This window comes from Candidatus Reidiella endopervernicosa, from assembly GCF_013343005.1.
GTDB lineage: Bacteria > Pseudomonadota > Gammaproteobacteria.
This window is the reverse complement of sequence record NZ_CP054491.1, coordinates 3,417,620-3,437,739: the sequence shown is the minus strand read 5'-3', so window position 1 is coordinate 3,437,739 and position 20,120 is coordinate 3,417,620. Positions and strand designations below refer to the sequence as shown.

Here is a 20,120-nt window from a genome sequence, read left to right as displayed (position 1 = left end):
CGCCCATAGCTCTCGCTATTGGTTGTTGTTTTTATAGTGGTCTTTACCAGCGCTGACCGCCATGGATAGCGAAGCGAAGGCGGTTAGTCCGCGATAGTCGACGCCGTCCGCATATTCGTAGTTGAGAGCGCGAGCGGACGACGAAGAAGATGCAGCAGCGGCTTTATGTTGGCGTAGAGTCACTGAGGGAGTTGTGTAGAGCCGCGAAGAGGTGATTACGCAACGTACGCAGGACGTCGGGGCGCCGTAGGCATAAATGGTCGCGTTAAGTTTTTGCTGTTTGCTTGGGCTTGGATGCCCAAAACAAACTTTCGCAAAATAGCGACTCCCCGAGTCTTGCATCCTGCAGTCCTCTTCCTTGTTGAATGATGTCGGTCGGCGAAAATGCCGTTGGTTGGTGCTTGTTTTTAATATATGGACATCTCAAGTATTAACGCTAACCATAGTTATTTGGTGTGTTGGATATTGGTAATTAACGCCTAATTAAGGGCGTATGCTGTTTCACATTGATCTTCACCCGATAAATCGGACACGCTATTTTCACGCAACCATCCGCTCATAATAAGCTGGTGGTATATACCCAATCCCCGAATGCATTCTTCGGTGATTATAGAATTGATTGATATAGCTGTTTAGTGCAAACCGTAATTTAACATCATGATCGAAGTGCGATCCACGAATCAGTTCTGCCTTTAATGTGTGAAAAAATGATTCCATGTGTCCATTATCTCGTGCAGTAGCCAGGACGGTTTACACTGTGGCGGATTTCATGCCTTTTAACTCATTTCTGAATCGATGTGCTGTGTACTCAATCCCTCGATCTGTATGAAATATCATTCCCTTCTCTGGCTCCCTGTCCCTGAGTGCATGCCTTAGCGCTTTAAGCGTGAGATTGGTTGTTCTATCTCGACCTAAAGACCACCCAATAATTCGACGGCTAAATACCTCCATTACTGTGGCCAAATATCGCCATGCGCCTTTTACCTTCAAGTAGGTAACATCTCCAACCCACACTTGATTGATCTTGTCTGGGTTCGGCGCAAGCCGTTTCAGGTTTTCACCCTCAGCTTTAAATCGTTTTAATCCAGGCTGTCGTCGCGTAACTTTAACGACTCGGCCAACCACGCCATTATCTCGCATCAGGCGCTCAACACGCTTCTTGCCGATGCGAACGCCTTGATTGCGCGGTGTCTGATGTATTCTTGGCTGCCATAGACGCCGCGATTCTGACGATGAATTTTCACGATCTTTCTGGTCAGGTACGCATCTTCCTTTGTTCTTTCAGCCGCTGGGCGTTTGCACCAGTCATAATAGCCACTGCGGGACACGCCCAGCCACTCGCACATGTACTTTACTCCGAGTTTCCGGTTTCTCTGGATGAATCGATATCGTTCTGATGTTCTTCCGCAAGAAACCGTTGCCACTTTTTAGCAGATCATTCTCCTGCTTGAGTCGGGCAACCTCCTTTTTCAGCTTCTTCATCTTATCCAGCTCAGAAGCTTCTCGGCGAATACTGGTCACCTTTTTCTCTTATCTGCCACAATCACACCTTCTCGATACTCTTTCGCCATCGTGACAGCATAAACGGATGGATGTCGAGCGCTGACCGCCATGGAGAGCGAAGTGAGGGCGGTTAGTCCCCGATAGTCGACGCCGTCTGCCTATTCGTAGTTGAGAGCGCGAGCGAACGACGGAGAAGATGCAGCAGCGGCTTTATGTCGGCGTAGAGTCACTGAGGGAGTTGTGTAGAGCAGCGAAGAGGTGATTACGCAACGAACGCAGGACGGTCGGGGCGCCGCAGGCATAAACGGTCGCGTGAAGTTTTTGCTGTTTGCTTGGGCTTGGATGCCCAAAACAAACTTTCGCAAAATAGCGACTCCCCGGCGTGTCAGCAACCTCTTTAACCTGAACTCCTTCCAGAAAACTTAGCTGGACAGCTTTTACCTTGAATTCATCTGTGTAGCGCCACGTCTTTCGTGGGTTATTGTATTTTGGCATTAAACACCCCTTCAGTTAGAAGTTGGTGTCCGTTTAATCGGGGATGTTCACATCCCGCATGAACGCCTTGTTAGAAGGCTTATTCTTCATGCTGTATAAACGCTTCGTCTAATTGCTTATATAGTTCAAGAGATTTGTTTGATTCGCTTTTTATGTTTTCATATAAGCTGTTGGCAATTACTCTGATTGCATGTTTTTCTTTATCGTCTAGATTAGGATAACCTTCGTTATTAATGCTGGTTTCTATTTTTTCTTTTCTTGCTCCAAATAGATGGTCTTCATTTCTGTTGTTGCACACCACTTGAAGATGTTCAATCCAATTTGCATATGTTTTGTCTTCTTTTCGTTCGCGTTTATTGCATGCCTTGCAGCAGGGTACGGTATTGCCAGGGTGATGCAGGCCATATTCCGTTCTATTGAACATTAACAAGTGTTCTATTTGTAGAGGTTGACCAGAAACGCCACAGTATGCGCACTCACCATTAAATACATTATCTCTGATTCTTTCCCAATCTGCTTTCCCTTTGCCTGAGCCAGTATTAAAGGACCGCCCAAGATAAAATTCACCAACTTTTGTAAGAAAGGCGCGAACTGCTGTATTCGATGCGTCAGATGCTGTGTTGTAAATTGCCACTAATTATTTATTTCCTTCTAACAGAGGATTGTGCGGCCAGCTCGTATGCTGCGATATGCCGCCAAAAGTTCTCGGTTTTTGCGGTTTGGTGTTGTTTGAGTGGGAGTGTTTGTTGTGTTTTGCATCCTGCAATGGTGCTTCCTGTTTGGTGGCGTGCGCGCCTGGCTGTGTGAAGAGACTAGAACATATCAACGACTAATGCCAAGTTGGTTTGGTGTTGCTGATTGGGTTAGTGTCGAACACGCTGTAAACCTCAGATTGCCCGGCGCCCGCCTGTTACAAACCGATACAAACCGTTACGCCCCTGAAAGGCTTCTCCAGCTCGCTCTCACTACTATTTAACTACAGAGTCGAAACAGTGAAGGAGAGTAGATATGAAAAAACGTGCAAAGAAGATCGCTTTGGTTGTGGTGGGTGTTATTGCAACAACGACGGTTGTGGCATGCAACCAATATAAAGGTTCCACCCCGGAAGAGCTGGCTGAGTGGATGATGGAGAAGGTGGTCGACAAACTTGAGTTGAATGAGCAGCAGACGGCGAAGCTGGTGCTGTTGAAGGATGAGTTGCTGGTAGTGAAGCGTGAGATGGGTACGACCCGAGATGTTGCCAAACGGACCCTGGATGAGATGTTACAGCAGCCTACGCTAGATCAGGCGGCTGCAAATCGTCTGGTCAAACTGCATACCGAAACGGTAAGTGATCGTGCGCCGGAGGTGATCGCAGCCCTGGCCGGTTTCTACGATGAATTAAATCTTGAGCAGCAGGCCTATATTCGCGACAAGATGGATCGTCATCTCGAACATCGCGGTCACTTTGGTCGCCATTAAAGCAATTTAACAGGGAGTATTGATTATGGGGTTTGGAAATATGCTGCGTGGTCCCTGGGGTGGATGCGGCCAACATGGCGGTCCGTTTAGCAAGCTGATTCTTTGGCGATTGAATAAGAAATTGAATTTGACCGCAGAGCAGCGTCAGGAATTAGATGCTTTACTGCTGCAGTTGGAGGAAGCGTACAAGGCGGTTGAGCCGGGGAGTCGCTATTTTTGCGAAAGTTTGTTTTGGGCATCCAAGCCCAAGCAAACAGCAAAAACTTCACGCGACCGTTTATGCCTGCGGCGCCCCGACCGTCCTGCGTACGTTGCGTAATCACCTCTTCGCGGCTCTACACAACTCCCTCAGTGACTCTACGCCGACATAAAGCCGCTGCTGCATCTTCTTCGTCGTTCGCTCGCGCCTCAACTACGAATAGGCAGACGGCGTCGACTATCGGGACTAACCGCCCTCACTTCGCTCTCCATGGCGGTCAGCGGAGGTGGGGGTCGGTCTGCATATGGAGTTTGTTGAACTGCTTTCGGCCGATCAGCTTGATCGGGCGAAGATGGATCGATTGATTAAGGCGCAGTTTGTGGCGGCTGCAGATGCGGTTGGCGAGGTGTCGGAAAGACTGGGCGATCTGTTTGAGAGTCTTGATATTGAACAGCGCGGCGAGTTAGTTGCGATGATGCAGAAACACGGTCGATCACACCGCTGTTTCCATTAAACCGGGTTTAGGTAGTGGGGTGTCGATCCGGGCTTCGCATCCCGCTACCACTTAATGCGGCTTCTGGTTAGAGTGGTCGAGACGGAAGCGATATGTAACTGATGCACACAATCCTATTAATAGATGATGATGAGCGACTGGCTGAGCTGCTGGGGCGCTACTTCAAGCAGTTCGATCTGCAGCTTGAGAGCGCCAATCTGCCGAGTCAGGGTCTGGCGCGCCTGAAGCGTGGCGGAGTCGATCTGGTGATTCTCGATGTGATGATGCCGGAGATGGATGGCTTTGAGGTCTGCAAGCAGATTCGTCACGACAGTGAGGTGCCGATTGTGATGCTTACGGCGCGCGGTGAGGTGATGGACCGAGTGGTGGGTCTTGAGCTGGGTGCCGATGACTATTTGCCCAAGCCGTTTGAACCACGTGAACTGGTGGCGCGTATCCAGAATATCTTCAAGCGTAGCGAGCGTAGTCGCAGTGATGAGGCGGTGATGCGTTTTGGTGATCTCGCGATCGATACAGCGCTGCAGCAGGCAACACTTGCCGATGAGGTGGTGCAACTTAGCTCAACCGAGTACCGCATGCTGGAACTGTTGGTCCGTCAGGCAGGTAAAACACTGAGTCGTGATGAGATTCTTAATCAGCTGAAAGGGGTGGAGGTGGAGCTCTTCACCCGCTCGGTCGATATTGCGATAAGTCGTCTGCGTCAGAAGCTGAAACCTGCTGAGTTCATTAAGACGGTGCGTGGTAGCGGCTACTGTTTTGTGGGGCGTGTTTCATGAGTCGCTGGCATCGTCACTCGCTCTCCGGCCGTCTGGTCATCCTCTTTGTGGTGATGGCGTTCCTGTTAGTTCTTCTGGTCGGTGGCAGTATTGGCTCGGTCTTCAAGGCGCACTTCAAGCAGAGTGTTCGCCCCCATCTGATTAACTACCTCAACTATGTGCAGAACGATATCGGCATCCCGCCTGATATTGCCAAGGCTGAGTCGATTGCGGCGCGTCTGCCGATTGAGATTCAGATCAGCGGCCCTGGTCGTGACTGGTCTTCGATTCAGCCACCGATTGATCTCGACCGGGTTGAGTTCCACCACAACTTTCGACAGCAGGGGGTGAACTACGCCTTTGGTGAGCTGGGTGATCGTGAATATCTGGTGGCAACAAATAGTGACTACACTATCGCATTCTCGGTGCCGCATGCTCGCGAGAAGGCGGGCTGGCGTCTTGTGATTCCTGTGGTACTGCTACTGGTTATTTTGGTGCTGCTCTACCTGGCCACGCATCGACTCATCGCACCGGTGAAGATTCTAAAGCGTGGCATTGAACGGATCGGTTCGGGAGATCTCTCGCACCGTATTGAGCTGAAGTGCAAGGATGAGCTGGGGGTGCTGGCCGATTCGATCAACACCATGGCCGACGATATCGAACAGATGCTGGAGGCGAAGCGACAACTGTTACTGGCGATTAGTCATGAGCTACGCTCACCACTGACCCGTGCCAAGGTGGCGGTCGCGTTGCTCGGCGATGAGGGACAGCGCGGTGAGATCGAGTGCGATCTGAACGAGATGGAAAAATTTATTGAGGAGCTACTGGAGACCGAGCGACTCACCACTACCCACCGGGTGCTGAACCTGGGACGCTTCTCGGCTAACGAGATGGTTGCTGAGCTGATCGAGAGTCACTTTGCCGAGGCGGGTATCGAGATTGCGCTCGGTGCTCACCTACCAGAGCTGGAATTCGATCGTGCCCGTATCAAGCTGCTGCTGAAGAACCTGCTGGAGAACGGTGTGCGTCATACTCCTGCAGATCGGCCGACACCGAGGCTCAGTGTCGAGTGCAAGGATGAGCAGATCGAGATGGTGGTGGAGGATTTTGGTAACGGTATCGAGGCGCAACATATCCCCTACCTGACCGACCCCTTCTATCGGGCCGACCCATCACGTCGTCGTGAGACGGGTGGGTATGGTTTGGGGCTCTATCTCTGTGCGGTAATTGCGGAGGCACATCGAGGGAGTCTCAATATCGAAAGTAGTCCCGGCGAGGGAACGCGCGTAACGGTGATGCTACCGCTACGGGCAGTGCAGTCGGAACATCAGGCGGAGTAACCGGGTAGGCGACGATCGATTCCGGTGCGGTGTAATAGGCTGGCGATGCGGCCGCCCGCTCTTGCCCCCATTACCGCCTCCAGGTGCGCCTCCCAATCGAACTCCAGCGCGTCGAGCATGTTCTTCAGGTAGAGCCCCGCCTCGGTCTCTCCCTCTAGTGCGAGCTGGCGATTGAAGAAGAGCGTGTCGGGATCCTCCTGACGGGTCGCCAGCAGCCAGAATCCCTCAAGATCACCCTTAATCCGAACATCCCAGCTACGGTCGGCACCGCTGCAGCGCTGCAACTTGTTATCACGTACGGCAAACAACAGTTCGGTGTTGGTATCGCTAATCTCGATGCAGAGGCGCTTCCCCTCAAGATCAATCAACTGCTCGGCCATCCACTGTCCCTTGAGCAGGTGGTTGGAGATACGGCTGATCAGTTCGGTGTGCACCACGTTGGGCAGGGTGCGCAGCAATAGGGCGGGGGGGAGCAGGGTTCGTTTCATGGTATCGATCTCTCAGGCGGCTCCGCCGAGTATTGCAGAGTTGGCGCAGCTACATATTGATTAGGGTCAACAGGATCAACGTTCTGTCGATGGCTACCTCCAGATGGGTAGTTGCACCATTATTGATCCAACGATAGGTTTGTCTCCTGTGTCAGGACCCTCAGGTTAGCGTTTCTAACTATTCAGAATGATCGAATCAACAACAATTTCGAAACAGCGCCTGCTGGTGCTGTTGCATGAGTGTGACTGGGTCAATGGCGGGGGTTATTGCCTATGCACTAGCCAGATTCTGGCGCCAGCGCGGTTATGAGGTTCGCTTTCACCGTGGTGTGGAGGATTTACCCGAGGCCGATGTGGTGCTGATGCATCTGCGAACCACTCGTCAGGATGAGAGTTATCTTAAGGCGGTTGAGGATTATCCGCGGGTACTCAACCGAAACGCACGCGATATTTCTAAGCGGTTGGTCAGTAGTCATCTGCTTGATTGTGAGAGTCGCTACGAGGGCCCTGTTATCGTCAAGTCGAATGATAATTACATGGGCTTGTTTGAGCGACAGCTACGTCGGCAGGCGTTACGAGAGCGGGGAGGTTTGCACCGTCGCTGGCGCCATCTGCTGGCACGAAAGGCCGAAAAGCGACTGCGGTGCGCACTGTGGAAGGCAGGTACCTCTGAGAGTGTCGAGGGGTACTGGGTGTTGCCGGAGCTCCGTGCTGTACCGTCAGCGATTTGGCGGGATGATCGCTATGTGGTTGAGCGCTTCCTCCCTGAGAGGAGTGAACGGGGATATCTGCTGCGTGAATGGATCTTCCTGGGTGATCGTGAGTTCTGTACTGCGAGCTACTCCAGTCGTGCCGTCTTCAAACAGAGTGATCTGACACCGAGTGAACCGGCGCCAGTACCGGAGGTTTTGCGTCAGCGCCGACGTGAGTTGGGTCTGGACTTCGGCGGTTTTCAGTTTGTGCAGCATGGTGAGCAGGTGGTGCTGTTCGATGTAAATCAAACCCCCGCTATCTTGTCATCGAAAAGGTTAAAGCTGTTTGAGTCACGCCTGGCGCTATTGGCCGAGGGGCTTGATGGCTATCTGCAGCATGGGGCTGGCTTGCAGAAGGTGATCTGAGAGAGTTACCCACTTTACTCGCAACGCGTGATCACGCCTTGCTAGTGTGGTGTTGGCTGAGCTGTTTATTGAACGTGATCGGCCGAGGACAGGTTCAATCCGGTTGCAAGCCGTTCGATACTGTAGGCGAGCTTCTGCTCATCGGCGTTTTCGAAGTAGGTCGGGGTTGGATTGTTCTCGATCACGATTGGTCCCTGTTCGGTATAGATCATGTCTACCTCATTGAGTGTCGCGCCGATGGCGTTGCTGGCCCTGATGGCGAGCTCTATCTCGACTTTGGAAGGGGTGTAGTCACCGCGCTGTGAGCCACGGCTGAGGCTGCCGATCCAGGGGCGTTCGGCGGCGCTGTTCGAGATCAGGCTGCGGCTGTAGGCGTAGGCAAACCGGCCTTCGATAATGGCGATGCGGTAGTCGAAATTGCGCAGATTCTCATGGTAACGCTGGAGAATATAGTCGCCGCCGTACGTTGCGCGGTTGTCATTTTCGAAGTGACTCAATAGTCGACTGTGCAGCACGGTTGGATTGGTCATCAGTTCGACATCGATAGCCCGTCCACCCATATCGCGTTTGAGCACCACGGGGTAGTCTCCTTCGGCGAACCGAAGGGCGGACTCGGTATCGGTCGGCGACTGGAGTGTCAGGGTCTCGGGTGTTGGTACGCCGTGCTCCACCATCAGGCGGTAGTTGAAGGCCTTGCTGTAGTCGGCGCGGGTCGTTGTCAGGGGGTTGATGGTGCGGATACCGGAGCGTTCAGCCTCCTCCAGTAGGTGCAGGGTTTTGAGGTTGTCGCGATAGTCGCTATTGGCGACGCTGGCATAGATGCGGTTGATCACGATCTCAAACTGCTGCAGTCGGTCGATATTGGTGCTTTCAATCGGTAGCAGCACGACCTGGTGGCACTGCTGGGTGAGTAGCCTCTGGATCTCGATCTCGGCCCACTCCAGTCTCTGATGTAGTATGGCAATCCTCAACGACGGAGCCCCTTCCGTAAGGTTTGAATCGATTTTGGAGACTAATGTCGGTGTCTAGTAAACGGATTTTGGTTGTGTCACACAAGGGCGACAGAATCGGAACGGTTCCTTTTATCGCAAATGATATCGCGCATTACTGGCAGCAGTCGGGTTATGAGGTTCTGTTTCATCAGGGATTCGAGGGGCTGCCGGATGCCGACAAGGTTCTGCTGCATGCCAATATGACACATGTCGATGAGCGTTATCTCGATGCGTTGGCTGGTTATCCGTGTGTACTCAACCGTGCTGCAGTCGATATATCAAAGCGGTTTATCAGTCGCCAGCTAGTCGAGGCAGATGAGGGCTATTCGGGGGCGGTTCTCGTGAAGTCGAACTTGAATAGTCATGGGGAGTCGGAGTGGCGCAACCACTGTGACCGGATGCGGGCGGAGGGCGGTGTGGGCGTGGGCCTTCGTTTGATGCTGGAACGAGAACAGCGGAAATTTCAAGCGCGACGGTTGCGTCGCGCCGCCTCTCCCCAGAGCAGTGAGGGGTACTGGGTCTATCCTCGGGTAGACGATGTACCAAAGTTTGTCTGGTGCGATCCCTACTATGTGGTGGAGCAGTTCCTGCCCGAGCCATGTGAACATGGCTATGCGCTTCGGCACTGGTTCTTCCTCGGCAGGCAGGATTTCTGCTCAGTTGCTTATTCGGACCGTCCCGTCTTCAAGCCAAACGACCTGACCCATTCCGAACCGGCGCCGGTTCCCGATCAGCTGCGAGAGATACGCAGGGAGCTCGGATTTGACTACGGCAAGTTCGATTTCACGCTTCATGAGGGCCGAGTGGTTCTGTTTGATGCCAACAAGACGCCAGCGTTTACCTCTGCCAGTAGGCGTGTGCGGTTTCAGCCGCAACTCGCTGAACTTGCGCGAGGGATTGAGGATTACCCTGACTGAACGCCTGTCGAAAGGGGCTTGGCAGTTGGCTATGCTCACTGAGTTGGGCGTAAACTGCTCGGCGCATTGGTGTAGGGGTAAACAAAGTGAGTGAAGAGAAGAGTTTCAGGCTTTCAATCGGCGGCATGAGTTGTGCGGGGTGTGTCGCCTCGGTGGAGAAGGCGTTGCAGGCGGTGCCGGGCGTCGATGAGGCGCTGGTCAGCTTTGCCGAGCATACCGCGCAGGTGCGCGGTGAGGCAGACGTTGAGACTGTAATTGCCGCCGTGGTGGCTGCGGGTTACGAGGCGGCGGAGCTGAAGAGCCTTGATGATGAGCAGGCCGAGCGCGACGCTACCGAGCAGTCGCAATACCGTCGTCTGATTTCACAGGCTGGAGTGGCGGCACTGGTCGGTTTCCCACTGATGGTTGCTGGCATGAGTGGTCTGCTGCCATCGCTCGCAAACGGTCGTCTTTTTTGGTTATTGGTCGGTGTGGTGACGTTGGCCGCGATGCTCTACTCGGGGCGTCACTTTTTCACTGGCGCCTGGAAACAGCTGCTCCACCACAACGCCAATATGGATACGCTGATCGCGATGGGTACCGGCTCCGCCTGGCTCTACTCGATGGCGATTACCCTTTTCCCCAGCGGTGTTCCCAGTCTTGCCCAGCACGCCTACTTCGAGGCGGCGGTGATTATCATCGCCCTGATCAATTTTGGCTCAGCGCTGGAGGTACGAGCGCGTGGCAAGACCTCCGAGGCGATCAAGCGGCTGGTCGGTCTGCAGCCGAAGACTGCAAGGGTGGTGCGTGACGGTCAGGAGATTGATCTTCCGATCATTGAGGTCGGGCTTGATGAGACGATTCGGGTGCGTCCCGGTGAGCGTTTGCCGGTCGACGGCACCATTATTGATGGTAGCTCCAATATCGATGAGTCGATGATTACTGGTGAACCGTTACCGGTGGCGAAGGGCGTCGGTGACGAGGTCGTCGGCGGCACCATTAATACCACGGGAAGTTTTCTCTACCAGGCAAAACGTATCGGTAAAGAGACGGTACTGGCGCGCATCATTGAGATGGTGCGCACCGCACAGGCGAGCAAACCCTCAATCGCACGACTGGTCGATAAGGTCGCAGCGCTGTTCGTACCGGCGGTGATGATTGTCGCCGTACTCACATTCCTGATCTGGTTCAACTTCGGCCCCGAGCCGATTGTCGGTTATGCAATTGTCACCACCATGACGGTGTTGATTATCGCCTGCCCCTGCGCGCTGGGTCTGGCCACGCCGATCTCGATCATGGTCGGTGTCGGCAAGGCGGCTGAGTTTGGCGCGCTGATTCGTAACGGCGATGCGCTGCAGCAGGCGGGGCGGCTGACCACGGTGATACTTGATAAGACCGGCACTCTTACTGAGGGACGGCCGAGTGTGACTGAAGTGGTGACGATCCGTAACGTCAAAGAGGAGGACCTGCTGGCTATAGCAGCCTCGGTGGAGGCGGCCTCTGAGCACCCGTTGGCCGCTGCGGTGGTTGATGCGGCCGAGGCACGCGGCATGGAGCGTAGCGAACTCGGCAGCTTTGAGGCAGTCAGCGGCCGCGGTGTGGTGGCTGAGTTGGGTGGACAGCAGGTGCTGCTTGGAAATCGTGCCTGGATGGAGCAGAACAGCGTTAATCTCAGTGATCTAGTGCAGCGTGCCGAGGTGATGGCCGATAGTGGTAAGACACCCATCTATATCGCGCTCAACGGTATCGGTGCCGGCCTGATTGCCGTCTCCGATCCGATCAAGTGTGATTCGAAGGCCGTGGTGGCGAGGCTGCGTCAGGCCGGTATGAAGGTGGTGATGATTACAGGCGATCAGCAACGCACCGCTGAGGCGGTGGCGCGTGAGGTCGATATTGAACAGGTAATCGCCGGTGTGCTGCCTGAGCAGAAACACGAACATGTCTCCATGCTACAGGCCGAAGGTGAGGTGGTCGGTATGGTGGGCGATGGCATCAACGACGCACCGGCGCTGGCGCAGGCCGATGTCGGTTTTGCCATGGGTAGCGGAACCGATGTGGCGATTCAGAGTGGTGATATCACTCTTATGCGCGGCTCGTTGCATGTGGTGGCCGATACCATTGAACTCTCCAGGGCGACGGTGAGCAATATCAAACAGAATCTCTTCGGTGCCTTTCTCTATAACTCGCTCGGCATTCCAGTCGCGGCCGGTCTGCTCTTCCCCTTCACCGGCCTGCTGCTCAACCCGATGATTGCCGGTGGTGCGATGGCGCTCTCCTCACTGACGGTGGTGAGTAATGCCAACCGTCTGCGGCTGTTTAAGGCGCGGGAGGTGCGCTCATGATCTGGGTCAATGTGTTGGGTCTGGCGCTCATTATGCTGATTGTCTGGTGGTTCTGGCTCTCGGGAGAGTGATCTCTCCTCTGCTGGTCCGAGCCTATCTGTGACAACGTGGAGTATTTGAGATGAGTGATACGGCGTGGTTGGAGCCGATGTTTAAGGCGATCGATAAGATGGATGCTGCCGCATTTGCGGCCTTCCTGGCGGAGGATGTCCGCTTCACCTTTGGTAGTGGTGAGCCGGTAGTGGGGCGGCAGGAGAGTGAAGCGGCAGTGGCGGGCTTTTTTTCCTCGATTGCCGGTTTACAGCATGAGATTACCGATCGCTGGTGTATTGATAACGATGCGATGGTGCGAGGGCGTGTGACATACACGCGCCACGACGGCTCAAAGCTCGCGGTCCCCTTTGCCAACGTCTTTAAGATAAAGGGTGACCTGATTGATGATTACCAGATCTATATCGATATCTCTACGCTCTACGCGAGCTGATCGGATGAGGAGACCGTAAGAAGTGAGTTGGCTGAAGCTGTTGCACGTCACTGCCGTCTCGCTCTCCATAACCGGCTTTGTGCTGCGAGGCGTCTGGATGATCGCAGCACCCGAGCGGTTGCAGCACTACTGGGTGCGTAAGCTGCCCCATGTGATCGACTCGGTATTGCTGGGCAGTGCTATCGCGCTTGCTTACCAGCTACAGCAGTATCCCCTTGTGCATGGCTGGCTCACCGCCAAGGTGCTTGGGCTGCTGCTCTATATCGCACTCGGCATGGTGGCGCTGCATTACGGTCGTACTCGATCCATTCGAACGGTTGCCTGGCTGGCGGCGATCGCTGACCGCCATGGATAGCGAAGCGAAGGCGGTTAGTCCGCGATGCCGAGGCCGTTTGCATATTCGTAGCTTGAGAGCGTGAGCGAACGACGGAGAAGATGCAGCAGCGGCTTTTGTCGGCGTAGAGTCAGTGAGGGATTGTGTAGAGCCGCGAAGAGGTGATTACGCAACGTACGCAGGACGTCGGGGCGCCGTAGGCATAAACGGTCGCGTTAAGTATTTGCCGCTTGCTTGGTTTGATGCCCAAACATGCTTCCGCAAAAATAGCGACTCCCATAGTTCTCTTTGCCTACATTGTTTCGGTAGCCTATTTCCGTCACCCGGCAGGTATCCTCTTGAACGTTTTATGAATGATAAACAGGCTCATTGGGATAGGGCCTATACCCGCAAGGGGATTGATGAGCTGAGCTGGTATCAGCGCTCGCCAGCCCTGTCACTCCAGTTGATCGATGCTTGCGGAGTCTCGGCCGATGAGGCGATTATCGATGTGGGTGGCGGTGCATCGCGACTGGTCGATCACCTGATCGAGCGTGGTTATCGCAACCTCTCGGTGCTTGATATCTCACCTGAGGCGCTTCGTCATGCCCGCCAGCGACTCGGCAGTCGTGCCGATCAGGTTGAGTGGCTAGAGGCCGATATCACCGCCTTTGAGGCACCGCAACACTACCGACTCTGGCACGACCGTGCCGTGTTCCATTTTCTTACAGATCCTGATGATCAGGCACGTTATCGCTCTGTGCTTGAACGATCACTACTGGCGGGCGGTCATCTGATCGTCGCCACCTTCGGTCTTGATGGTCCGGAGCGGTGTAGTGGTCTGCCAATTGCTCGCTACGATGTAGCTACACTCAGCGAGGCGATTGGTGATAAATTCGAGTTGCTGGAGAGTCTGGATGAGCAGCATGTGCGCCCCGCTGGAGGGACACAACACTTTCTCTACTGCAGATTCCAGCGCTTGTAATACGACAATAAGAAGAGGAGCGGATCTGATGATTAGACATATCGTGATGTGGGGCTTGAAGGGCGATGGTACCGAAGGGAGCCCGGAGCAGAGCGCGCGCGAGATGAAGCGCCAACTTGAGCAGCTGCCGGGGCGTATTCCTGAGATTCTGGAGTTGAAGGTTGGCATCGCCGACCCCGACTCTGAGAGCAATGTCGATATCGTGCTCGAGACCAGCTTCGATGACTGGGCCGCACTGGAGCGCTATCAGGAGCACCCGGCACACCAGGAGGTCGCAGAGTATGTGAAAAAGGTGCGCGTCTCACGCCATGTGATCGACTACGTCAGCTAAGCAATCAGGGGCGCACTGGAGGCGTACAATCAATGTGCTGATCCCCCTGCAGTGTTGCTGCTATCTCTATTCGGTTTTCTGGTCGGCCCCGAGGAGTTTGATCTGTTACCGGGGACTCGACGACACTGATTTAATCTCGCGGCCAACTTGGCGTTAGTGATGTCAGGATTCCTGCATCGGTGCGATGCTGATGAGTGTAAGGCTATGTCGGCATGGTCACGCCGTTACTCTTTTTCCTGTCCCTATCTTGGTGATCTCGTTAAGTGCACATTGAGTGAATGAGGTGCACCATCGTTGAGCGATTGCGGTAGCATATCGATCTTTCAAAGTAAGAAATTGGAGCTGTAATGAGTTGGTGGGGAAAGATGGTCGGCGGTGCCTTCGGTTTTATGCTGGGAGGACCGCTTGGTGCTGTGTTGGGTGCTGCACTAGGACATAAGTTTGATCAGGGCTTGGGCGCGTTTCAGGTAGGCGGTACCGCTCATCTAGAGCAAGAACGCATTCAGACCGCCTTCTTCACCGCTACCTTCTCGGTGATGGGGCATCTGGCCAAGGCCGATGGTCGGGTCAGTGAGGATGAGATCGCCTTTGCTAAGGCAGTGATGGCGCAGATGCAGCTTGGTGAGGAGCAGCGTGCGCTAGCGATCAAACTCTTCGGTGAGGGTAAGGCGGACGACTTTCCGCTCGATGATCTACTACACCAGTTCCGTAAGGAGTGTCATCGCCGTCGCACCCTGATGCAGATGTTTATTGAGATCCAACTGCAGGCCGCCCACGCCGACGGTCGGGTTGATAGCGCTGAGCGCAAGATGCTGCAGCATATCTGTGATCTTCTTGGCTTTACTCAACATGAGTTTGAACACCTTGAGGCGATGGCCAGTGCAGCGCGTAATTTTGGCAGCGGCGGTGCTGCTGGTGGAGGCTATCAGCAGCCACAGCAAGCCTCACCACAGGCGCAATTGAAGGCGGCCTATCAGGTGCTGGATGTTGTAGAGAGTGCGACTGATGCCGAGGTGAAACGAGCCTATCGACGTCTGATGAATCAGCATCACCCCGATAAACTGGTCTCAAAGGGATTGCCGGAGGAGATGATCAAGGTCGCCACTGAGAAGAGCCAGGAGATTCGTAACGCCTACGATGCGGTCAAGGCATCACGTGGCATGCGCTAACAGTTCTGGTACGAACCTATGGCGCTGACTGAGAGAGTTCCTGAAGCGTCAGGGACTCGGCGATGACCCCTGTCACCTTACGCTCCTCAAGGGGCTGTGGAACGTCGATACCGTAACCCTGTGCGTAGTCGACGCCCATTCTGCGTAGCAGCTCGAGTAGTTCACGGTTTTCAACAAACTCGGCGATGGTCTTTAATCCCATATCATGTCCCACCTCGTTAATCGATTTGACCATGATGCGGTCGATCGGGTCGTCGAGCATATCCTTGACGAACTGTCCGTCGATCTTCAGGTAGTCGACTGGCAGGGTCTTGAGGTAGGCGAAGGATGACATGCCGCTACCGAAATCGTCGAGGGCAAAACGACACCCCATCGCCTTGAAGGTGGTAATGAAGCGGATCGCTTTGTCGAGATTAGTGATCGCTGCGGTCTCGGTGATCTCAAAGCAGATCTTGTTTGGTGGTACGCAGGTGTGGGTCAGGATTTCGGTAACGAATTCGTGGAAGTGGTCATCACCCAGCGACTTACCAGAGAGGTTGATGGCGCAGTGTGCCAGCTGTTCAAGCTGTTCGGGGTTATCCTCAAACCACTGCAGAGTGGTTCGAATGACCCAGCGATCCATGGTGGCAGCGAGATCATAACGCTCCACGGCGGGGAGGAAGAAGCCGGGTGGAACGAGCTTTCCCTGCTCGTCGTGCATTCGAATCAGTACCTCGTAGTGGTCGCCATCCTCGGCACCGTTGATCGGCAAAATGGTCTGGTAGAAGAGAATGAAACGCTGCTCTTCAAAGGCGCGCATGACTCGCGAAACCCACTGCATCTCACCGTAACGTTTATTTATCTCGCCATCGTCGGGGTGGTAGACGTGGATGCGGTTACGCCCCGCCTCCTTGGCCAGGTAGCAGGCGGCATCGGCCATGCTCAGCGCATCTTCGAGATTGTGATTCTCTGGGGAGAGGGGCACCACACCGACGCTAACACCAAGGGCAAATAACTTGTCATCGTAGGTGAAGCGGTAGTCGACCAGACTCTGGCGAACACTATCGGCTACCTCGGTCGCCTTTTCGATGCTGCAGTACTCGAGCAGGATGCCGAACTCATCACCGCCGAGACGCGCCAGAGTGTCGTGACGACGTACCACCTGTTGAATGAGTGTGGCGACCTGGCGCAGTAGTTGATCCCCCGCCATGTGGCCGCAGGTGTCGTTCATCACCTTGAACTGGTCGAGGTCGAGATAGCAGAGCACGTGTTCGCTGCCGTTATCACGGCTATCTTCGAGCAGGCGCGAGAGGCGGCGCTCAAATTCACTGCGGTTGATCAGTCCAGTGAGACTGTCGTGGGTGGCCTGATAGGAGAGGCGTTTGTTGAGTTTGCGTGCTTCAGTAACGTCGTGGAAGACGAGGACCACGCCAATCATCTCACCGCTGCGCGCCTTGATCGGGGCGACGGTGTCCTGAATGGCAACCTCAGAGCCGGTACGGTGGATGAGCAGGTTATGAGAGCCGAGCTCGACCGCCTTGCCCTCTTCCAGGCAGCGGACAACTGGATCCTCGGTCTGGGTGTGGGTGAACTCATTGACGACCTGGAAGACGGCATCAAGTTTTAGACCGATGGCCTCGCTGCTCGACCAACCAGTCATGCGTTCGGCGACGGGATTGATCGATTCAATCGTGCCGCTGGTGTCAGTGGTAATAACGCCATCACCAATTGAGTCGAGGGTGACCAGTGCGCGCTCTTTCTCCCGGTTGAGCGCTTCAACCTGGTGGGCGAACTGTGCGTTACTGTGCATGTAATCTTCGCGCCTGATGGCAATATCGCAAACACGACGCAGCTGCTCAGCGCGGAACGGTTTGGCAATAAAGTCAGCGGCTCCGGCCAGTACCAGTCGTCCGGCACGCTCCTCGCTGGAGTCGGCGGTCATCATCACCACCGATTGTGCGGGGCGCAGGGCGAGAATCTCTTTGAGAACATCCTCACCATTCATGCCAGGCAACATCACATCGAGCAGTACCAGATCGTGTCGGCGCTGTTGCCAGGCAGCGAGACCGTCGGTGCCGGTCATGGCCGATTCGATGTTAAAGCGCGGTTTAAGTACGCGCTCGACCACACGCACGGTGTCGGGATTGTCTTCGATAACCAGAAGCGAGGGTTTGTTGTGCCCCTGCTGTGCCTGCGCAAACATGCTCTGCAGGGTCTCTGGTAGCTCATGGCGTCGTTCGTAGGGAATAAAGGCGTCGATCTCATACTCTTTGGCCGTTACCTCAGCGATACGTTCGCTGAAGCTACGGGTGAGTACGATCACGGGCATGGCAGCATCGACGGGGTAGACGTCGGAACGCACCAGGCGAGTCAGTCGCCAGCCATCGAGATCGTCGATCGGAATGTCGGTGATGAGCGCATCGACCTGACCGCTCTGCAACAAACTGACGGCATCACTGCCATTGCTGGCCTCATGAATCTGCTCAAAGCCGGCACGAGCGAGCGCCGTAACAAGCTGCTGGCGCAACTCGTTATCGGGGTAGACCAACGCTGACCGCCATGGATAGCGAAGCGAAGGCGGTTAGCCCCGATAGTCGACGCCGTCTGCCTATTCGTAGTTGAGAGCGCGAGCGAACGACGAAGAAGATGCAGCAGCGGCTTTATGTCGGCGTAGAGTCACTGAGGGAGTTGTGTAGAGCCGCGAAGAGGTGATTACGCAACGTACGCAGGACGGTCGGGGCGCCGCAGGCATAAACGGTCGCGTTAAGTTTTTGCTGTTTGCTTGGGCTTGGATGCCCAAAACAAACTCTCGCAAAAATAGCGACTCCCGACAGCAGTTTCGAACTCATTTCCATATGAAAAATAGTGTTATTGGCTCGTGAGTAGGTATTATCTTCAGCTGGGATCGCGATTGCAGAAGGGACGCCGCAGCCAATATCCCCACATTAACAATAACTATAAAGGCTGGGAAGAGGCGTATGAATAATAGTGCTAACGATATTTCGTTGGGCAGTAGTCCCAATGAGCTGGGCGATCTACTGGTCGGTTACCTCGATCAACTCGAAGTTGATTACCTGTTTGGTGTTCCTGGCGGCGCTATTGAGCCGCTCTACAACGCCCTGGCTAGAAGCGAGCGTCGGGGTGGGGTTCGCTCGGTGGTGGCCCGGCATGAGAGTGGGGCTGCCTTCATGGCCGATGGTTACGCCCGCGAGACGGGTAGGTTGGGTGTCTGTTGTTCAACCACCGGTCCGGGAGCCACCAATCTGATTACTGGTGTCGCCTCGGCGCTGGCCGATAATGTGCCGATGTTGGTCATTACTGCGCAGACGGCACTACCCCACTTCGGTAAGGGGGCGTTTCAGGAATCCTCCTGTACCGCCGTTGATACGGTGGCGATGTTCCGCCACTGCACGGTCTACAGCACGTTGGTGTCACATCCCGAGCAGCTGGAGCCAAAACTACCTCGGCCATTACCAACGCCTTCCAGGAGCAGGGCCAGCCCATATCAGTATTCCACGCGATATCCTCTCCAGTCCCTGGCCGACGGCGGTACCGGGCTCTGACCTGCATAATCTGATCAAGCGTCCGGAGCTGGTCGACTCCTCCGCACTGGAGCGGTTGTGTGATTGTCTGAAACGTGGGCGGAAAAATGTGCTTCTGGTCGGGGGCTGCAATGAGGCGATACACAACATCATCATCTTTGCTGAGTTGACCGGTGCGATCCTGCTCTCTACCCGCAGGGAAGGCACTGCTCGACACTCACCACCCGCAATACCGTGGTGTGTTTGGTTTTGCCGGTCACGCCAGCGCCCGCGACACGATGCTTGATGAGGAGGTCGACTGGATTGTGGCCATTGGTACCAACCTCGATGAGTTTGGCACCTCGGGCTGGATCAGGATGCACTCGCTGAACAAAAGCTGATCCATATCGATAATCAGACCGATCACTTTTCACGCTCGTCGATGGCGCATCTGCATGTCTATGGAAACATCCAGACGATATTCACCACCCTGATAGAGCGTGCGATTGTCGCGTGCATGAAGGGCACCCCTGTATCGATCTCAGGGCGCACGGGTGACCGACGGAACCCGGAGCAGGAGCGTGGTGAGCGGCGTGGACAGGGGCGCGAAAGCTGTGTGCCACGGCAGATTCAACTCAATGCGCCCGACAAGTACCGTAGTGACGAGAGCCCGATCAAACCGCAGCGGCTGATCTGTGAGCTGACCCGCCGACTCCCCGATGAGACCCGCTATCTTGCCGATACTGGCAACAGCTTCGCCTGGACCACCGATGACTCTGCACCCGCATCAACAGAATGTCTATCGGGTGGCGATGAGTTTGGTGCGATGGGGGGGCGATCGGTGCCGCCGTTGGCACCGCCTTTGGCGCACCCGGTAAGCCAGTGGTCTGTTACCGGTGATGGCAGTTATCTGATGAGTGGTCAGGAGCTGACGGTAGCGGCTGAGGCGCAGCTCTGTGTGCTGTTTGTAGTTCTCAACGACCAGTCACTCGGCATGATCAAACATGGTCAGCAGATGGCGGGTGCCGAATCGATTGGTCTGCGCTGCCACCGATCGATTACGCTGCAGTGGCGCGAGCAATGGGTGCGCGGGCCTAGCATTACATCGGTGGAAGAGTCTGCAGGCGATCGATTTTGGTGCGCTCTGCAAGGCGGGTGGGCCGACGCTGCTCGATGTCCATATCGATGCCGAGGAGGTCACCGATGGGCATGCGGATCCGTACTCTGAATGAGGC

27 protein-coding genes are annotated in these 20,120 nt (G+C 54.9%); 17 read left to right on the top strand and 10 right to left on the bottom strand.

Annotated features, from left to right (window positions below; translation table 11 throughout):
* Positions 1 to 15: 15 nt before the first annotated feature.
* The 5 genes from HUE57_RS18645 to HUE57_RS18625 form a co-directional block, all read right to left on the bottom strand.
* Entirely contained in the window at positions 16 to 342 is a 327-nt protein-coding gene (locus tag HUE57_RS18645) for a hypothetical protein (RefSeq protein WP_174673691.1), read from the bottom strand.
* A 198-nt stretch (positions 343 to 540) separates the two neighbouring features.
* Positions 541 to 744 (bottom strand): IS3 family transposase, encoded by a 204-nt coding sequence (locus HUE57_RS20535; protein WP_420885732.1) that lies wholly within the window; start codon positions 742 to 744, stop codon positions 541 to 543.
* 6 nt (positions 745 to 750) lie between these two features.
* Entirely contained in the window at positions 751 to 1,140 is a 390-nt protein-coding gene (locus HUE57_RS18635) for a DDE-type integrase/transposase/recombinase (RefSeq protein ID WP_174673689.1), read from the bottom strand.
* 521 nt (positions 1,141 to 1,661) lie between these two features.
* Complete coding sequence (locus tag HUE57_RS18630; RefSeq protein WP_174673688.1) at positions 1,662 to 1,868, bottom strand: hypothetical protein; 207 nt, start codon at positions 1,866 to 1,868, stop codon at positions 1,662 to 1,664.
* 209 nt (positions 1,869 to 2,077) lie between these two features.
* On the bottom strand, positions 2,078 to 2,632 hold the full coding sequence (locus HUE57_RS18625; RefSeq protein WP_174673687.1) for an HNH endonuclease: 555 nt from the start codon (positions 2,630 to 2,632) through the stop codon (positions 2,078 to 2,080).
* 374 nt (positions 2,633 to 3,006) lie between these two features.
* On the opposite strand from HUE57_RS18625, the gene HUE57_RS18620 reads away from it, so the two are divergent.
* The 6 genes from HUE57_RS18620 to HUE57_RS18595 all read left to right on the top strand — a co-directional run bounded on the left by HUE57_RS18620 (position 3,007) and on the right by HUE57_RS18595 (position 6,267).
* A complete protein-coding gene (locus HUE57_RS18620) occupies positions 3,007 to 3,459 on the top strand; it encodes a Spy/CpxP family protein refolding chaperone (protein ID WP_078484446.1) in 453 nt (150 codons plus the stop codon).
* 25 nt (positions 3,460 to 3,484) lie between these two features.
* On the top strand, positions 3,485 to 3,778 hold the full coding sequence (locus HUE57_RS18615; protein ID WP_174673686.1) for a hypothetical protein: 294 nt from the start codon (positions 3,485 to 3,487) through the stop codon (positions 3,776 to 3,778).
* Entirely contained in the window at positions 3,676 to 4,023 is a 348-nt protein-coding gene (locus tag HUE57_RS18610; RefSeq protein ID WP_174673685.1) for a hypothetical protein, read from the top strand. Before HUE57_RS18615 ends, HUE57_RS18610 begins: the two co-directional genes overlap by 103 nt.
* A complete protein-coding gene (locus HUE57_RS18605; protein ID WP_174673684.1) occupies positions 4,011 to 4,172 on the top strand; it encodes a hypothetical protein in 162 nt (53 codons plus the stop codon). Before HUE57_RS18610 ends, HUE57_RS18605 begins: the two co-directional genes overlap by 13 nt.
* Positions 4,173 to 4,273: 101 nt before the next feature.
* Entirely contained in the window at positions 4,274 to 4,948 is a 675-nt protein-coding gene (locus HUE57_RS18600) for a response regulator transcription factor (protein ID WP_078484444.1), read from the top strand.
* Positions 4,945 to 6,267 carry a HAMP domain-containing sensor histidine kinase gene (locus tag HUE57_RS18595; RefSeq protein WP_078484443.1) on the top strand — a complete coding sequence of 441 codons (1,323 nt, stop codon included), beginning with the start codon at positions 4,945 to 4,947 and terminating at the stop codon, positions 6,265 to 6,267. The genes HUE57_RS18600 and HUE57_RS18595 overlap by 4 nt, the downstream gene beginning before the upstream one ends.
* Here HUE57_RS18595 and ubiT read toward each other — a convergent pair.
* Positions 6,255 to 6,755, bottom strand: a complete 501-nt coding sequence (ubiT, locus tag HUE57_RS18590; RefSeq protein WP_078484442.1) for a ubiquinone anaerobic biosynthesis accessory factor UbiT — start codon at positions 6,753 to 6,755, stop codon at positions 6,255 to 6,257. The genes HUE57_RS18595 and ubiT overlap by 13 nt on opposite strands.
* A gap of 236 nt (positions 6,756 to 6,991) precedes the next feature.
* On the opposite strand from ubiT, the gene HUE57_RS18585 reads away from it, so the two are divergent.
* Complete coding sequence (locus HUE57_RS18585) at positions 6,992 to 7,873, top strand: hypothetical protein (protein ID WP_174673683.1); 882 nt, start codon at positions 6,992 to 6,994, stop codon at positions 7,871 to 7,873.
* Positions 7,874 to 7,938: 65 nt separating this feature from the next.
* Here HUE57_RS18585 and HUE57_RS18580 read toward each other — a convergent pair whose 3' ends face one another.
* Entirely contained in the window at positions 7,939 to 8,844 is a 906-nt protein-coding gene (locus tag HUE57_RS18580) for an ATP-grasp domain-containing protein (RefSeq protein ID WP_078484440.1), read from the bottom strand.
* Positions 8,845 to 8,894: 50 nt separating this feature from the next.
* On the opposite strand from HUE57_RS18580, the gene HUE57_RS18575 reads away from it, so the two are divergent.
* The 4 genes from HUE57_RS18575 (at position 8,895) to HUE57_RS18560 (ending at position 12,942) form a co-directional block, all read left to right on the top strand.
* Positions 8,895 to 9,782: a hypothetical protein gene (locus tag HUE57_RS18575; RefSeq protein ID WP_174673682.1), complete on the top strand. Its 888-nt coding sequence runs from the start codon at positions 8,895 to 8,897 to the stop codon at positions 9,780 to 9,782.
* Positions 9,783 to 9,868: 86 nt separating this feature from the next.
* Positions 9,869 to 12,103, top strand: coding sequence for a heavy metal translocating P-type ATPase (locus tag HUE57_RS18570; RefSeq protein ID WP_269087657.1), 2,235 nt, complete (start codon positions 9,869 to 9,871; stop codon positions 12,101 to 12,103).
* Positions 12,104 to 12,224: 121 nt separating this feature from the next.
* Positions 12,225 to 12,587: a nuclear transport factor 2 family protein gene (locus tag HUE57_RS18565; RefSeq protein WP_078484437.1), complete on the top strand. Its 363-nt coding sequence runs from the start codon at positions 12,225 to 12,227 to the stop codon at positions 12,585 to 12,587.
* Between the two features lie 22 nt (positions 12,588 to 12,609).
* Positions 12,610 to 12,942: a SirB2 family protein gene (locus tag HUE57_RS18560; protein WP_174673681.1), complete on the top strand. Its 333-nt coding sequence runs from the start codon at positions 12,610 to 12,612 to the stop codon at positions 12,940 to 12,942.
* Between the two features lie 109 nt (positions 12,943 to 13,051).
* Here the strand turns inward: HUE57_RS18560 and HUE57_RS18555 are convergent, their stop codons facing one another.
* Entirely contained in the window at positions 13,052 to 13,201 is a 150-nt protein-coding gene (locus tag HUE57_RS18555) for a hypothetical protein (protein WP_174673680.1), read from the bottom strand.
* 69 nt (positions 13,202 to 13,270) lie between these two features.
* Here HUE57_RS18555 and HUE57_RS18550 point away from each other — a divergent pair, with 69 nt between their 5' ends.
* The 3 genes from HUE57_RS18550 (at position 13,271) to djlA (ending at position 15,385) form a co-directional block, all read left to right on the top strand.
* Positions 13,271 to 13,885: a class I SAM-dependent methyltransferase gene (locus HUE57_RS18550; protein ID WP_078484435.1), complete on the top strand. Its 615-nt coding sequence runs from the start codon at positions 13,271 to 13,273 to the stop codon at positions 13,883 to 13,885.
* Between the two features lie 28 nt (positions 13,886 to 13,913).
* Entirely contained in the window at positions 13,914 to 14,216 is a 303-nt protein-coding gene (locus HUE57_RS18545) for a Dabb family protein (RefSeq protein ID WP_172840339.1), read from the top strand.
* Positions 14,217 to 14,563: 347 nt separating this feature from the next.
* Entirely contained in the window at positions 14,564 to 15,385 is an 822-nt protein-coding gene (gene djlA, locus HUE57_RS18540) for a co-chaperone DjlA (RefSeq protein WP_078484433.1), read from the top strand.
* A gap of 16 nt (positions 15,386 to 15,401) precedes the next feature.
* On the opposite strand, the gene HUE57_RS18535 is transcribed toward djlA, so the two are convergent.
* The gene (locus tag HUE57_RS18535) at positions 15,402 to 17,912 is read right to left on the bottom strand and encodes a GGDEF domain-containing response regulator (protein WP_174673679.1); all 2,511 of its coding nucleotides are present in this window, start codon (positions 17,910 to 17,912) and stop codon (positions 15,402 to 15,404) included.
* 60 nt (positions 17,913 to 17,972) lie between these two features.
* Entirely contained in the window at positions 17,973 to 18,179 is a 207-nt protein-coding gene (locus HUE57_RS18530) for a hypothetical protein (protein WP_174673678.1), read from the bottom strand.
* Positions 18,180 to 18,342: 163 nt separating this feature from the next.
* Here HUE57_RS18530 and HUE57_RS19430 point away from each other — a divergent pair, with 163 nt between their 5' ends.
* From HUE57_RS19430 to HUE57_RS19420, 3 genes are all read left to right on the top strand, one after another.
* Complete coding sequence (locus tag HUE57_RS19430; protein ID WP_236860645.1) at positions 18,343 to 18,927, top strand: thiamine pyrophosphate-binding protein; 585 nt, start codon at positions 18,343 to 18,345, stop codon at positions 18,925 to 18,927.
* 152 nt (positions 18,928 to 19,079) lie between these two features.
* A complete protein-coding gene (locus HUE57_RS19425) occupies positions 19,080 to 19,286 on the top strand; it encodes a hypothetical protein (protein WP_236860644.1) in 207 nt (68 codons plus the stop codon).
* A 41-nt stretch (positions 19,287 to 19,327) separates the two neighbouring features.
* A complete protein-coding gene (locus tag HUE57_RS19420; RefSeq protein WP_236860643.1) occupies positions 19,328 to 20,113 on the top strand; it encodes a thiamine pyrophosphate-dependent enzyme in 786 nt (261 codons plus the stop codon).
* The last annotated feature ends 7 nt before the right edge of the window (positions 20,114 to 20,120 follow it).